Raw genomic sequence first — 13,321 nt, forward strand, 5'->3', positions numbered from 1 at the left:
TTTTGTGTAATTAACCCAGAGCGCCGAGAATCAAGCCTTCCCCAACCCTCTGACTTGTCGAGCGTGATGATCATGCAACATCCGGCACGTACCGAACTCTGGGCCATTCTGCGGCTGTCAGGGCCGTTGATTGCCTCACAGTTGGCACACATGCTGATGGTGCTGACCGACACCCTGATGATGGCGCGCCTGAGCCCCGAAGCCCTGGCCGGTGGCGGCCTGGGCGCGGCGACCTACTCGTTCGTGGCGATTTTCTGCATCGGCGTGATTGCCGCCGTGGGCACGCTGGTGGCCATCCGTCACGGCGCGGGCGATATCGACGGCGCCACCCGCCTGACCCAGGCCGGGCTATGGCTGGCGTGGCTGATGGCCCTGGCGGCCGGTTTGCTGCTGTGGAACCTCAAGCCAGTGCTGCTGATGTTTGGCCAGACCGAGACCAACGTGCACTCGGCCGGGCAATTCCTGACGATCTTGCCGTTCGCCCTGCCCGGCTACCTGAGTTTCATGGCCCTGCGCGGCTTCACCAGTGCAATCGGCAAGGCGACGCCAGTGATGGTGATCAGCCTTGGCGGCACGGTAGCCAACTACCTGCTCAACCACGCGCTGATCGAAGGCATGTTCGGCCTGCCCAAGCTCGGCCTGATGGGTATCGGCCTGGTCACGGCCATCGTTGCCAATGGCATGGCGCTGACGCTGATGTGGTACATCCGCAGCAACCGCACCTATGCGGCCTACCCGCTGAGCACAGGCCTGCTGCGCCTCAACACCCAGTACCTGCGCGAACTGTGGCGCCTGGGCCTGCCGATCGGCGGCACCTATGCGGTGGAGGTCGGGTTGTTTGCGTTTGCGGCGCTGTGCATGGGCACCATGGGCAGTACGCAGTTGGCGGCGCATCAGATCGCATTGCAGATCGTCTCGGTGGCGTTCATGGTGCCTGCGGGAATGTCCTACGCGGTGACCATGCGCATCGGCCAGCACTACGGCGCCGGGCAGTTGCTGCAGGCGCGCCTGGCCGGTCGTGTCGGCATCGGCTTTGGCGCGGCGATCATGCTGGGATTTGCTGCCGTGCTGTGGCTCTATTCCGACCCGCTGATCGGACTGCTCATCGACCACAACGACCCGGCGTTCCACGACGTGATCGTCCTGGCCGTCAGCCTGCTGGCCGTTGCCGCCTGGTTCGAGCTGTTCGATGGCGTGCAGACCATCGCCATGGGCTGCATTCGCGGGCTCAAGGACGCCAAGACCACCTTCCTGATCGGCGCGGGCTGCTATTGGTTGATTGGCGCACCATCGGCCTGGCTGATGGCCTTCACCCTGGGCTGGGGACCGACCGGTGTGTGGTGGGGCCTGGCGCTGGGCCTGGCATGCGCGGCAGTGAGCCTGACCTGGGCGTTTGAGGCGAAGATGAAGCGGATGATTCGGCGAGAGCCGCCAGGGCAGGAAATGTGGGCGGGGGCTTACCACCGATAGCGGTGGGTCAGTAAAAGAAGAGCTGGCTGACACTCCGTCATCGGGGGCAAGCCCCCTCCCACATTCCTAACCGAGCAAAGCTTGCTGGCTTTTGCCGAAGGTCAGGTACTCCACCAACTCCGGCAACGGCAGCGGCTTGCTGATCAGGTAACCCTGGGCCTGGTCGCAGCCAAACAAACGCAACAGCGCCAGTTGCTCAGGCGTCTCCACCCCTTCGGCCACCACCTCCAGGTTGAGGTTGTGCGCCAGGTTGATCATGGCATGCACCAGCTTGCGGTTTTCTTCGCGCTCCTCCATGCCACCGACAAAGCTCTTGTCGATCTTCAACAAGGCAATCGGCAGGCTGTTGAGGTGCACGAACGATGAGAAACCCGTACCGAAGTCATCCAGGGAAAACCGCACACCCAGGCGGCCGAGGGCATCCATGGTCTGCTTGACCAGGTCACTGCGGCGCATCACGGCGGTTTCGGTCAGTTCGAACTCCAGCCATTGCGCCTCCACGCCCCGCTCGGCAATCAGCCGGCTGAGTGTGGAGAGCAACTGGCTGTCCTGGAACTGGCGGAACGACAGGTTGACCGCCATGTGCAACGCCGGCAGGCCGCGTTCGCGTAGGTCCTGCATGTCGCGCAGGGCCCGGGAGATCACCCAGTAGCCCAGCGGCACGATCAGGCCGCTTTGCTCGGCCAACGGCACGAATTCACTTGGTGGCAACAGGCCGCGCTCGCCATGACGCCAGCGCACCAGGGCCTCCAGGCCGACGATATGGCCGTCGTCCAGGTCCAGGCGTGGCTGGTAATGCAGCTCCAGTTCGTCACGGCGCAAGGCGCGGCGCAGCTCGCTTTCCAGGTCGGCCAGGCTGCGCGCGTTGCGGTTGATACGTTCGTTGAAGATATGAAAGGTGCAGCCTTGGGTGCTCTTGGCCTGCTGCATGGCGATATGAGCGTGCCACATCAAAGGGTCGGCACCGGCGCGAGCGCGGGCATGGGCCACGCCCAGGCTGCAACCGATCAGCAGGCTTTCGCCATCCACCCAATAGGGTTCGGCCATGACCTCGGTAATGCGCTCGGCCATCCACTCGGCACGCTGGGGTGCACGGCGGGTATCGATCAGCAGGGCGAATTCATCGCTGCCCAGGCGCGCCAGTTGGTCGCCGACCTCCAGCTGGCTCTTGAGCCGTGACACCACTTGCAGGATCAACCGGTCGCCGGCCTGGTGGCCGAGGGCATCGTTGGCGTGGCGGAAGTTGTCGAGGTCCAAGTGACCGAGGGCCAGGCCACGCCCTTCATTCTCGGCCAGGCGCGCGGTCAACAGGGTCTGGAAGCCCTGGCGGTTGGCGATGCCGGTGAGCGGGTCCTGCTCGGCCAGGCGTTGCAGGGTGTTTTCCAGCACGCCGCGCTCGCGGACGTGGCGCAGGCAGCGGCGCACTGTATCGGCATCCAATACGTCACGCACCAGCCAATCGCTGACGCCAAGCGGTGAAACCAGCGGTTCCTGTTCCAGCAACAACACGCACGGCAGGCTGCAACGGCCAGGCCCGGGTTGCAGGCTGGGCGTGGTCAATAGCACGGCGCTGTGGTCGTCATCGAACAGACGGCTCACGGATTCCCAGTTTGGTGCGCTGATCAGCACAGCCCCATCGCCCATCGGCGCCAGGCACTCGCGCAATAACGCTGCCCACGCGGGCTCATCGGCCAGCAGCAGCAAACGCAAGGGTTCGACAGGCGTAGACAAGCTAGCTCCCTAGACTCTGCAAAAATTCGTGGCGACGGGCATTATGACGTGCGGCCTGAGAATCACCAATGATAGGGGTTTTCAAACACGCGAACTGTGAACATTAGCCTCAAAACAACCCTCACATCCTGCGGCAAAGTATCAAAACCGGCAAATTTAGATCGAGTGGTACGTCACACTGTCGTTCTGACAGAGCAGAATCCTGCCAGCCTGTTAAAATGCCCGCCCTTTTGAACAACGACTCCCTGAATTCTGTATGTCCCGACTCAATCCCCGGCAGCAAGAAGCCGTGAACTACGTCGGCGGCCCTCTATTGGTGCTCGCCGGCGCAGGCTCCGGCAAGACCAGCGTGATCACCCGCAAGATCGCGCACCTGATCCAGCACTGCGGCATCCGCGCCCAGTACATTGTCGCCATGACCTTCACCAACAAGGCCGCGCGGGAAATGAAAGAGCGCGTCGGCACCCTGCTCAAGGGTGGCGAAGGCCGTGGCCTCACCGTGTGTACCTTCCACAACCTGGGCCTGAACATCATCCGCAAGGAGCATGCGCGGCTGGGCTACAAGCCGGGCTTCTCGATCTTCGACGAGACCGACGTGAAGTCGCTGATGACCGACATCATGCAAAAGGAATACGCAGGCGACGACGGCGTGGATGAGATCAAGAACATGATCGGCGCCTGGAAAAACGACCTGATCCTGCCGCCCCAGGCCCTGGAAAACGCACGCAACCCCAAGGAACAGACTGCCGCCATCGTCTACACCCACTACCAGCGCACGCTCAAGGCGTTCAACGCAGTGGACTTCGACGACCTGATCCTGCTGCCGGTAAAGCTGTTCGAGGAACACGCCGACATCCTCGAAAAATGGCAGAACAAGGTGCGCTACCTGCTGGTGGACGAATACCAGGACACCAACGCCAGCCAGTACCTGCTGGTAAAAATGCTGATCGGCAAGCGCAACCAGTTCACCGTGGTCGGTGACGATGACCAGTCGATCTACGCCTGGCGCGGCGCCCGCCCGGAAAACCTGATGCTGCTCAAGGACGACTACCCGTCCCTGAAAGTGGTGATGCTGGAGCAGAACTACCGCTCCACCAGCCGCATCCTGCGCTGCGCCAACGTGTTGATCTCGAACAACCCCCATGAGTTTGAAAAACAACTGTGGAGCGAGATGGGCCACGGCGACGAGATCCGCGTGATCCGCTGCCGCAACGAAGACGCCGAAGCCGAACGCGTGGCCGTCGAGATCCTCAGCCTGCACCTGCGCACCGACCGGCCCTACAGCGATTTCGCGATCCTCTATCGCGGCAACTACCAGGCCAAGCTGATCGAGCTGAAATTGCAGCACCACCAGGTGCCGTATCGCCTGTCGGGCGGCAACAGCTTTTTCGGACGCCAGGAAGTAAAAGATCTGATGGCCTACTTCCGCCTGATCGTGAACCCGGACGACGACAACGCCTTCCTGCGCGTGATCAACGTGCCGCGTCGCGAGATCGGCTCCACCACCCTGGAAAAGCTCGGCAACTACGCCACTGAGCGCAAGATCTCGATGTACGCCGCCACCGACGAAATCGGCCTGGGCGAACACCTGGACTCGCGCTTCACCGATCGCCTGTCGCGCTTCAAGCGCTTCATGGACAAGGTGCGCGAGCAGTGCGCCGGCGAAGACCCGATCAGCGCGCTGCGCAGCATGGTCATGGACATCGACTACGAGAACTGGCTGCGCACCAACAGTTCCAGCGACAAAGCCGCGGATTACCGCATGAGCAACGTCTGGTTCCTGATCGAAGCGCTGAAGAACACCCTGGAAAAAGACGAAGACGGCGAGATGACCGTCGAAGACGCCATCGGCAAGCTGGTGCTGCGCGACATGCTCGAACGCCAGCAGGAAGAGGAAGACGGCGCCGAAGGTGTACAGATGATGACCTTGCATGCCTCCAAGGGCCTGGAATTCCCCTACGTGTTCATCATGGGCATGGAAGAGGAAATCCTCCCGCACCGTTCCAGCATCGAAGCCGACACCATCGAAGAGGAACGCCGCCTGGCCTACGTGGGTATTACCCGCGCGCGTCAGACCCTGGCCTTCACCTTCGCCGCCAAGCGCAAGCAGTACGGCGAAATCATCGATTGTGCCCCCAGCCGGTTCCTGGATGAACTACCGCCGGACGACCTGGCCTGGGAAGGCAATGACGACACCCCGACCGAGGTGAAGGCCGTTCGCGGCAACACCGCCCTGGCGGACATACGCGCGATGTTAAAGCGCTAGAATCGACTACTTTTCAATCTACTTTCGGCGCACAACGCGCCATTAGAGGAAGCTTTCCGTGGAAGCACTGCACAAGAAAATTCGCGAAGAAGGCATCGTGCTTTCCGATCAGGTACTCAAGGTCGACGCCTTTCTGAACCACCAGATCGACCCGGCACTGATGAAGTTGATCGGCGACGAATTCGCCGCGCTGTTCAAGGACTCGGGCATCACCAAGATCGTCACCATCGAAGCGTCGGGCATAGCGCCAGCGATCATGACCGGCCTGAACCTGGGTGTACCGGTGATCTTCGCGCGTAAGCAACAGTCCCTGACCCTGACCGAAAACCTGCTGTCGGCAACGGTGTATTCCTTCACCAAGAAAGTCGAAAGCACCGTGGCGATCTCGCCGCGCCACCTGACCAGCAGCGACCGCGTGCTGGTGATTGATGACTTCCTGGCCAACGGCAAGGCATCCCAGGCGCTGATCTCGATCATCAAGCAGGCCGGCGCGACCGTGGCAGGCTTGGGGATCGTGATCGAGAAGTCGTTCCAGGGCGGCCGTGCGGAATTGGATGCGCAGGGTTATCGGGTTGAATCGCTGGCGCGGGTCAAGTCGCTGGAAGGTGGCGTCGTCACCTTCATCGAATAACCCCTGCCTCAAAGTGGTGGTAAAAGTGGGAAGGGGCTTGCCCCCTCCCACATCGACCCTGTGTTGTCGGTTAGTGCGCGGTGGCCTGCAGGCCGGCGAGCAGGAGCCGCTGGTACAGATCCTCTTTCAAGCCTTCCGGCTTGGTCAACTGCATGCGTTCCAGATGCTTGGGAAACACCTGCGCCTGCGGCGCATCCAACGCCGCCTTGCCCAGCTCCAGAATCTCCGTCAGCTTGAATTTGCTCTTGAGCCAGTTCAGCGCCCGCAACAAATCGCGCTCTTCATCGGTGAAATCGCTTCCCAACGGATACTCCGGAAACAACCGACGATGGCGTGCCTGAATCCCCTGCAACCGCTCCGGCGTGTTCTCGGCAAAGCGCGGATCCAGCTGGAAATCCTTGGGCAACTTGCCAGCCTTTTGCGCCTGCTTGATCAAATCGTCCTGGAAGCGTGAGTCGGTGATATTGAGCAACGCCTCGATCACCTTGGCATCCGTCTGCCCGCGCAAGTCTGCAATGCCGTATTCCGTGATGACAATATCCCGCAGATGCCGGGGAATGGTGCAGTGGCCGTAGTCCCAGACGATATTGGAACTGACCTCCCCCGCCGACTCGCGCCAACTGCGCAGAATCAGGATCGACCGCGCACCTTCCAGCGCATGGCCCTGGGCCACAAAGTTGTACTGCCCGCCCACACCACTGAGCACACGACCGTCTTCCAACTGGTCGGCCACACCCGCGCCGAGCAGCGTCACCATGATCGCGCTGTTGATAAACCGCGCATCCAGGCGTTGCAGGCGCTTGAGTTCTTCCTGGCCGTACAGCTCGTTGATGTAGCTGATGCGCGTCATGTTGAATTCGAGGCGCTTGGCGTGGGTCATTTCCTGCAGACGCTGGTAGAAACTGCGCGGGCCAAGAAAAAATCCGCCGTGGATCGAAATGCCGTCGGGCTGCGCCGCATCGTCGAGCGTGCCGGCGTTGGCCTGCTGTTGCGTCGCTACGTCCGGGTAGACCTTGCGACGGATAATCCCCGCGTCCGCCAACACCAGCAGGCCGTTGACGAACATTTCGCTGCACCCGTAAAGGCCCCGGGCGAAGGGATCGACACCGCCTTCACGGCTGATCAGCGGCGCCCATTGGTACACCTCCAGGTCCGTCAGCAGCGACCGATAGGACTCGTTGTCGGCCTGGCGCGCCAGCAGCGCGGCAGTCAGCGCATCGCCCATGGAGCCGATGCCGATCTGCAAGGTGCCGCCGTCGCGCACCAGGGTGCTGGCATGCAGGCCGATGAAGTGGTCCTGGAAACCCACCGGCATGTTCGGCGTGGAGAACAGCGTGGTGCTGTCTTTTTCATCGATCAGGTAATCGAAGGTATCCATGCCCAGCTCAGCGTCGCCGGGCATGTAGGGCAAATCGGTGTGGACTTGCCCGACGATCAGCACGGTCTCGCCGGCGTCGCGGCGCTTGGCAATCATCGGCAGCAGGTCGAGGGTGATATCCGGGTTGCAGCTCAAGCTCAGGCGATCAGGGTGTTCAGCACTGCTGGCGACCAACTGCGCCACCAGGTTCAGGCCGGCGGCGTTTATGTCGCGAGCGGCGTGGCTGTAGTTGCTGCTGACGTAATCCTGCTGCGCCGACTCGCTGTGCAGCAGGCTGCCGGGCTGCATGAAAAACTGTTGGACGTGGATATTGTTCGGAAGGCTGTCGTTGTGCAGGTCGGCGAGGAAATCCAGTTCGGGGTAATCGCCGAACACCCGCTCGATAAAGGGTTCGAGAAAGCGTTTCTGCAAACCATCGCCCATCGTCGGGCGGCCCAGGCTTAACGCGGTATAGATCGTCAGCGCCCGCTCCGGCAACTTGGCGATGCGCCGGTACAAGGCATTGGCAAACCGGTTCGGCTTGCCCAGCCCGAGGGGCATGCCCATGTGGATATGCGCCGGCAACCGCGCCAGTACGTCGTCAACTGCTTGCTCGATTGAACACAACTGCACCATCCGACCCTCCTGAACATTCCATGATTAGGGGTTGGACCGAGCTTGCCGGGTCTTTGCTGCAATGAACAGCGCTGAAACACGAATCGCAGGCACAAAAAAGCCGCTCGTAAGCGGCATTTTTGACGAAGATCGGCGGATCAGAGGCCGGACATCTTCTTGATTGCACCCTTGAGGTCATCATCCGAGCAATCGGCGCAGGTGCCTTTTGGCGGCATGGCGTTGATACCGGTGATCGCCTTGGCCAGGATGCCATCGAGGCCGCCCTGGTGATCGGCGCGTTCTTTCCAGGCTGCGGTATCGCCGATTTTCGGCGCGCCCAACAGGCCGGTGCCGTGGCAAGCATTACAGTGTTTGGCGATGATGTCATCCGGCGTCTTCGCAGCGCCACCGCCTGCGGCGACCGCCACTTCCATGCCCTTGCATTCCTGGCCCTGGACGCAGACCTGGCCAACAGGCTCCAGGCGCTTGGCAATATCATCATTGGTCGCAGCTTGAGCGCTGACAGCCCATAGGGCCAGTACGGTTGCTGGTGCAGCCAGCATTTTCATAATTAGGTTCACGCGTTCACCCTCAATGGTGGCTATTCACGCCTGCGGCCACGGTTTCGCAGGCGGCGAAAGTATAACGGTTAGCCCGCCTGGCCGAAACAACCCTATTAACTAAAGGGAGATTCGACCCCACGGAGTACAGCTCGGGTGCCTCTGCAACGCTGGCAGGACGCCTCTTTTCTTAAAAGTTCGCGGGCGTGGCTGCGCTGATTAGTCGCGCCGGCACGTCGAACGGATTGCGAAAACGATGGGGCTTGGTGCTTTCAAAGTAGTAGCTATCGCCAGCTTCGAGCACAAAAGTTTCAAGACCGACCACCAACTCCAGGCGACCCTCCACCAGAATCCCGGTTTCTTCACCTTCGTGGGTGAGCATTTCTTCGCCTGTGTCGGCGCCCGGCGGGTAGATCTCGTTGAGAAACGCGATGGCCCGGCTAGGGTGCGCCCGGCCTACCAGTTTCATGGTGACGGCGCCGTCGGAGATGTCGATCAGCTCATTGGCTTTATAGACGATCTGCGTCGGTATTTCCTGGAGGATCTCCTCGGAAAAGAACTCGACCATCGACATGGGGATGCCGCCCAGCACCTTGCGCAAGGAGCTGATCGAGGGGCTGACGCTGTTTTTTTCGATCATCGAAATGGTGCTGTTGGTGACACCCGCGCGCTTGGCGAGCTCGCGCTGGGACAGCCCCTTCAGTTTACGGATGGATTGCAGTCGTTCGCCGACGTCCAATGCAGGAGCCTCCTAGGATTCAGGCTTTGTTGTAATTGAGCGTTATCATGGCGACAGCGTTCAGTATTTACAACACTTGGGCCTAAATCCCGGGCGGTTGCGTTCGTACCCGGCGGTCAAGCGCCGGAATAGAGCCTCGGCACGCGGCGCAGGTTGCAAAAGAGCTGATACGGAATGGTCTCGGCGGCGACTGCGACGTCACTGGCGAGGATATTTTTGCCCCATAGCTCCACGGTGGAGCCGAGGCCAGCCTGAGGCACGTCCGTGAGGTCGATGCACAGCATGTCCATGGACACACGGCCCAGCAATTGGCTGCGCTGCCCGGCCACCAGTACCGGCGTCCCCGTCGGCGCGTGACGCGGATAGCCATCGGCATAGCCCATGGCAACCACACCGATACGCATGGGTTTGGGCGTGATGAACTTGGCGCCGTAACCCACCGGCTCACCGGCCGGCAGTTCACGGACGCAGATCACCTTGGATTCCAGGGTCATCACCGGCTGCAAACGCGCGGCCACGGCCTGGTCCTCGCCAAACGGCGTCGCGCCGTAGAGCATGATGCCAGGGCGCACCCAATCGCTGGACACCGCCGGCCAGCCCATCACCGATGGCGAATTGCGCAGGCTGACCTCGGCCGACAAACCCTGGCGCGCCGCGTCAAACACAGCCACCTGTTCATCACTGCGCACACAGTCGAGCTCATCGGCGCGGGCGAAATGGCTCATCAACACGATCTTGGCCACCTTGCCGCTGGCCAGCAGGCGCTGGTAAGCCTCGTGATAGTCCTTGGGGTGCAGGCCGACACGGTGCATGCCGGAATCGAGCTTGAGCCAGATGGTCAGCGGCTTGCTCAGTCTGGCCTGCTCGATGGCCTCCAATTGCCACAGCGAGTGCACCACGCACCAGAAATCATGTTCGATGATCAGCGGCAGCTCATCCGCCTCGAAGAAACCTTCCAGCAGCAGCACCGGCGCACGAATCCCGGCGGCGCGCAGCTCCAATGCTTCCTCGATGCAAGCCACGGCAAACCCGTCCGCCTCGGCTTCCAACGCCTGGGCAACGCGTACGGCACCATGGCCGTAGGCATCGGCCTTGATCACGGCAAGGGCCTTGGCACCCGTGACTTCACGGGCCAATTGGTAGTTGTGGCGCAGGGCTTGGAGGTCGATCAGGGCACGGGCAGGACGCATGGCGGCAGGCTTCTAGGCGGCAAAGTGAAGAAAAACCGGCACCGACCAACGGCTTCGGCACCGGGAGAGGGATCGTTGTTTAAGGCAGCGCGGCCACGACGGACAGCTCCACCAGGATTTGCGGTTCGCACAGCTTGGCTTCAACCGTGGCACGGGCCGGGGCAACGCCTTTTGGCAGCCACTTGTCCCACACCGCATTCATGCCGGCGAAATCCGCGTCGATGTCCTTCAGGTAGATCGTCACCGACAGCAACCGGGTCTTGTCAGTACCGGCCAGGTCGAGCAAACGCTCGATATTGGCCAGGGTTTCACGGGTCTGCTGCTCGATCCCGGCGTTCATGTCGTCGCCGACTTGCCCGGCCAGATACACGGTACCGCTGTGGACAACGATCTGGCTCATGCGCTCATTGGTGAGCTGGCGCTGGATTGACATGTTTTGCAGACTCCTGGTGGTTGCCATAACGGGAAATATCGAGGCCTTCGGCACTGATCTGCGGCGTTTTCTTGGCCATCAGGTCGGCCAGCAAACGACCGGAGCCACAGGCCATGGTCCAACCGAGGGTGCCGTGGCCGGTATTCAGGAACAGGTTCTTGAACGGGGTGGCACCGACAATCGGCGTGCCGTCGGGGGTAGTCGGGCGCAGGCCGGTCCAGAAGGTAGCTTCGGTCAAATCGCCGCCCTGAGGATAAAGGTCGTTGACGATCATCTCCAGGGTTTCCCGCCGGCGCGGGTTCAGCGACAGGTCAAAACCGGCTATTTCAGCCATGCCACCGACGCGGATGCGGTTGTCGAAACGAGTGATCGCGACCTTGTAGGTCTCGTCGAGAATGGTCGAGGTCGGCGCCATCGCCGGGTTGGTGATCGGCACGGTCAGCGAGTAGCCCTTGAGCGGATACACCGGCGCCTTGATCCCCAACGGCTTGAGCAACTGCGGCGAGTAGCTGCCGAGGGCCAGCACGTAGCGGTCGGCGGTTTCCAGCTTGCCGTCGATCCACACGCCGTTGATGCGATCACCGGCGTAGTCGAGGCGTTGGATGTCCTGCTCAAAGCGGAATTCCACACCCAACTGTTTGCACATCTCGGCCAGGCGGGTGGTGAACATCTGGCAGTCGCCGGTCTGGTCATTCGGCAGGCGCAGTGCGCCGGCGAGGATATCCGTGACGCTGGCCAGGGCCGGCTCGACCCGGGCGATACCGGCGCGGTCGAGCAGCTCGAACGGCACGCCGGACTCCTTCAACACGGCGATGTCCTTGGCCGCGCCATCGAGTTGTGCCTGGGTGCGAAACAGCTGGGTAGTCCCAAGGCTTCGGCCTTCGTAGGCAATGCCGGTCTCGGCGCGCAGTTCGTCGAGGCAGTCGCGGCTGTACTCGGACAGGCGCACCATGCGCTCCTTGTTCACCGCATAACGGCTGGCGGTGCAGTTGCGCAGCATCTGCGCCATCCACAGGTATTGGTCGATGTCGGCGGTGGCCTTGATCGCCAGCGGCGCGTGGCGTTGCAGCAACCATTTGATGGCCTTGAGCGGCACACCCGGTGCGGCCCATGGCGAGGCATAGCCTGGAGACACTTGCCCGGCGTTGGCGAAACTGGTTTCCATGGCAGCGGCAGGCTGACGGTCGACCACTACCACTTCAAAGCCGGCCCGCGCCAAATAGTAGGCACTGGTCACACCAATGACGCCGCTACCCAAGACCAGAACGCGCATTTTTATATCCTCATCGCGGGCATGGCCGCTGACGTGTGTTGTTCGAGCAATGATGAGCGCAGTGTAAAAAACAATGACCAGTGCATTTCACTATATAACTGCCTATATTTGGCGACAATTCTCGGCAAAAACCCTTTTCACAGAGGCGTATCCCCTATGCGTACCAACACCCAGACCAAGCGGGAGCTGGACAAGATCGACCGCAACATCCTGCGCATCCTGCAAACCGACGGGCGCATTTCGTTTACGGAGCTGGGGGAAAAGGTCGGGCTGTCGACCACGCCCTGTACCGAGCGTGTGCGGCGGCTGGAGCGTGAAGGGATCATCATGGGCTACAACGCGCGGCTCAACCCCCAGCATTTGAAGGGCAGTTTGCTGGTATTTGTCGAGATCAGCCTGGATTACAAGTCCGGCGACACCTTCGAGGAATTCCGCCGCGCGGTGCTGAAACTGCCCCATGTGCTGGAATGCCACTTGGTTTCTGGCGACTTCGACTACCTGGTGAAAGCGCGGATATCCGAGATGGCGTCGTACCGCAAATTGCTCGGCGACATCCTGCTCAAGCTGCCCCATGTGCGGGAGTCCAAGAGCTATATCGTGATGGAAGAGGTGAAAGAGAGCCTGAACCTGCCGATCCCGGACTAAACCAGCACCTGCCGTGTGCTCGCCATGTACTCGTGGATCTGCTTCTCCACCCGTGGATGAATCAGCTCCACCGGGCGCCGCCCATTCGGACACGGCAAGGTCTTGGTGGTGCCGAACAGCCGGCAGATCAACGGGCGCTCGTCGTACACCGTGCAGCCCTTCGGCCCCAGGTGCACGCAGTTCAGCTCCTCCATGGCCGCGTCCTGCTCGGCGGCGGTCTTGCGCGGCAGGCGCGACATTTCCTCGGGCGAGGTGGTCACCGGCCCACAGCAGTCATGGCAACCGGGGACGCACTCGAACGAAGGAATCTGCCGGCGCAGCGCACTGATTTTCTGACTGTTGCAACTCATCGAAACACGTACCGAACGGCGAATAGGCGTGGATTCTGCCGCAAAACGCCCCGCGCAGACA

Annotated in this window: 12 protein-coding genes; 4 read left to right on the forward strand and 8 right to left on the reverse strand. The window is 61.4% G+C overall.

What is annotated here, in order from left to right:
* The first annotated feature begins 66 nt into the window (after positions 1-66).
* A complete protein-coding gene (locus LUU92_RS28045) occupies positions 67-1,470 on the forward strand; it encodes a NorM family multidrug efflux MATE transporter (protein WP_071488057.1) in 1,404 nt (467 codons plus the stop codon).
* Between the two features lie 66 nt (positions 1,471-1,536).
* On the opposite strand, the gene LUU92_RS28050 is transcribed toward LUU92_RS28045, so the two are convergent.
* Complete coding sequence (locus tag LUU92_RS28050; protein ID WP_071488058.1) at positions 1,537-3,201, reverse strand: putative bifunctional diguanylate cyclase/phosphodiesterase; 1,665 nt, start codon at positions 3,199-3,201, stop codon at positions 1,537-1,539.
* A gap of 256 nt (positions 3,202-3,457) precedes the next feature.
* On the opposite strand from LUU92_RS28050, the gene rep reads away from it, so the two are divergent.
* Both rep and LUU92_RS28060 read left to right on the forward strand, forming a co-directional pair.
* Positions 3,458-5,467 (forward strand): DNA helicase Rep, encoded by a 2,010-nt coding sequence (gene rep / locus LUU92_RS28055; protein ID WP_071488059.1) that lies wholly within the window; start codon positions 3,458-3,460, stop codon positions 5,465-5,467.
* A 58-nt stretch (positions 5,468-5,525) separates the two neighbouring features.
* Entirely contained in the window at positions 5,526-6,098 is a 573-nt protein-coding gene (locus LUU92_RS28060) for a xanthine phosphoribosyltransferase (RefSeq protein ID WP_025856334.1), read from the forward strand.
* A gap of 70 nt (positions 6,099-6,168) precedes the next feature.
* Here LUU92_RS28060 and LUU92_RS28065 read toward each other — a convergent pair whose 3' ends face one another.
* The 6 genes from LUU92_RS28065 to dadA all read right to left on the reverse strand — a co-directional run bounded on the left by LUU92_RS28065 (position 6,169) and on the right by dadA (position 12,265).
* A complete protein-coding gene (locus tag LUU92_RS28065; RefSeq protein WP_071488060.1) occupies positions 6,169-8,091 on the reverse strand; it encodes an acetyl-CoA hydrolase/transferase C-terminal domain-containing protein in 1,923 nt (640 codons plus the stop codon).
* A gap of 137 nt (positions 8,092-8,228) precedes the next feature.
* On the reverse strand, positions 8,229-8,639 hold the full coding sequence (locus tag LUU92_RS28070; RefSeq protein ID WP_043293857.1) for a c-type cytochrome: 411 nt from the start codon (positions 8,637-8,639) through the stop codon (positions 8,229-8,231).
* A 181-nt stretch (positions 8,640-8,820) separates the two neighbouring features.
* Positions 8,821-9,369, reverse strand: a complete 549-nt coding sequence (locus tag LUU92_RS28075; RefSeq protein WP_003176893.1) for a type II toxin-antitoxin system RelB family anti-toxin — start codon at positions 9,367-9,369, stop codon at positions 8,821-8,823.
* A 116-nt stretch (positions 9,370-9,485) separates the two neighbouring features.
* Positions 9,486-10,559 (reverse strand): alanine racemase, encoded by a 1,074-nt coding sequence (gene alr / locus LUU92_RS28080; protein ID WP_071488061.1) that lies wholly within the window; start codon positions 10,557-10,559, stop codon positions 9,486-9,488.
* A gap of 79 nt (positions 10,560-10,638) precedes the next feature.
* Positions 10,639-10,992: a RidA family protein gene (locus LUU92_RS28085; RefSeq protein WP_058424231.1), complete on the reverse strand. Its 354-nt coding sequence runs from the start codon at positions 10,990-10,992 to the stop codon at positions 10,639-10,641.
* Complete coding sequence (gene dadA, locus LUU92_RS28090; RefSeq protein ID WP_071488063.1) at positions 10,964-12,265, reverse strand: D-amino acid dehydrogenase; 1,302 nt, start codon at positions 12,263-12,265, stop codon at positions 10,964-10,966. Before dadA ends, LUU92_RS28085 begins: the two co-directional genes overlap by 29 nt.
* A 156-nt stretch (positions 12,266-12,421) precedes the next feature.
* On the opposite strand from dadA, the gene LUU92_RS28095 reads away from it, so the two are divergent.
* A complete protein-coding gene (locus LUU92_RS28095) occupies positions 12,422-12,910 on the forward strand; it encodes an Lrp/AsnC ligand binding domain-containing protein (protein WP_003176896.1) in 489 nt (162 codons plus the stop codon).
* Here the strand turns inward: LUU92_RS28095 and LUU92_RS28100 are convergent.
* Positions 12,907-13,260 carry a YkgJ family cysteine cluster protein gene (locus LUU92_RS28100; RefSeq protein ID WP_071488064.1) on the reverse strand — a complete coding sequence of 118 codons (354 nt, stop codon included), beginning with the start codon at positions 13,258-13,260 and terminating at the stop codon, positions 12,907-12,909. The genes LUU92_RS28095 and LUU92_RS28100 overlap by 4 nt on opposite strands.
* Positions 13,261-13,321 lie beyond the last annotated feature (61 nt).

It is taken from the genome of Pseudomonas extremorientalis (assembly GCF_024584605.1).
GTDB lineage: Bacteria > Pseudomonadota > Gammaproteobacteria > Pseudomonadales > Pseudomonadaceae > Aquipseudomonas > Aquipseudomonas extremorientalis.

What these genes read in the sequence shown, in the direction of transcription:
- LUU92_RS28045 (WP_071488057.1), top strand. Translation starts at nt 67, where the DNA reads ATGATCATGCAACATCCGGCACGTACCGAACTCTGGGCCATTCTGCGG.
- rep (WP_071488059.1), top strand. Translation starts at nt 3,458, where the DNA reads ATGTCCCGACTCAATCCCCGGCAGCAAGAAGCCGTGAACTACGTCGGC.
- LUU92_RS28065 (WP_071488060.1), bottom strand. Translation starts at nt 8,091, where the DNA reads ATGGTGCAGTTGTGTTCAATCGAGCAAGCAGTTGACGACGTACTGGCG.
- LUU92_RS28070 (WP_043293857.1), bottom strand. Translation starts at nt 8,639, where the DNA reads ATGAAAATGCTGGCTGCACCAGCAACCGTACTGGCCCTATGGGCTGTC.
- alr (WP_071488061.1), bottom strand. Translation starts at nt 10,559, where the DNA reads ATGCGTCCTGCCCGTGCCCTGATCGACCTCCAAGCCCTGCGCCACAAC.
- LUU92_RS28085 (WP_058424231.1), bottom strand. Translation starts at nt 10,992, where the DNA reads ATGTCAATCCAGCGCCAGCTCACCAATGAGCGCATGAGCCAGATCGTT.
- dadA (WP_071488063.1), bottom strand. Translation starts at nt 12,265, where the DNA reads ATGCGCGTTCTGGTCTTGGGTAGCGGCGTCATTGGTGTGACCAGTGCC.
- LUU92_RS28095 (WP_003176896.1), top strand. Translation starts at nt 12,422, where the DNA reads ATGCGTACCAACACCCAGACCAAGCGGGAGCTGGACAAGATCGACCGC.
- LUU92_RS28100 (WP_071488064.1), bottom strand. Translation starts at nt 13,260, where the DNA reads ATGAGTTGCAACAGTCAGAAAATCAGTGCGCTGCGCCGGCAGATTCCT.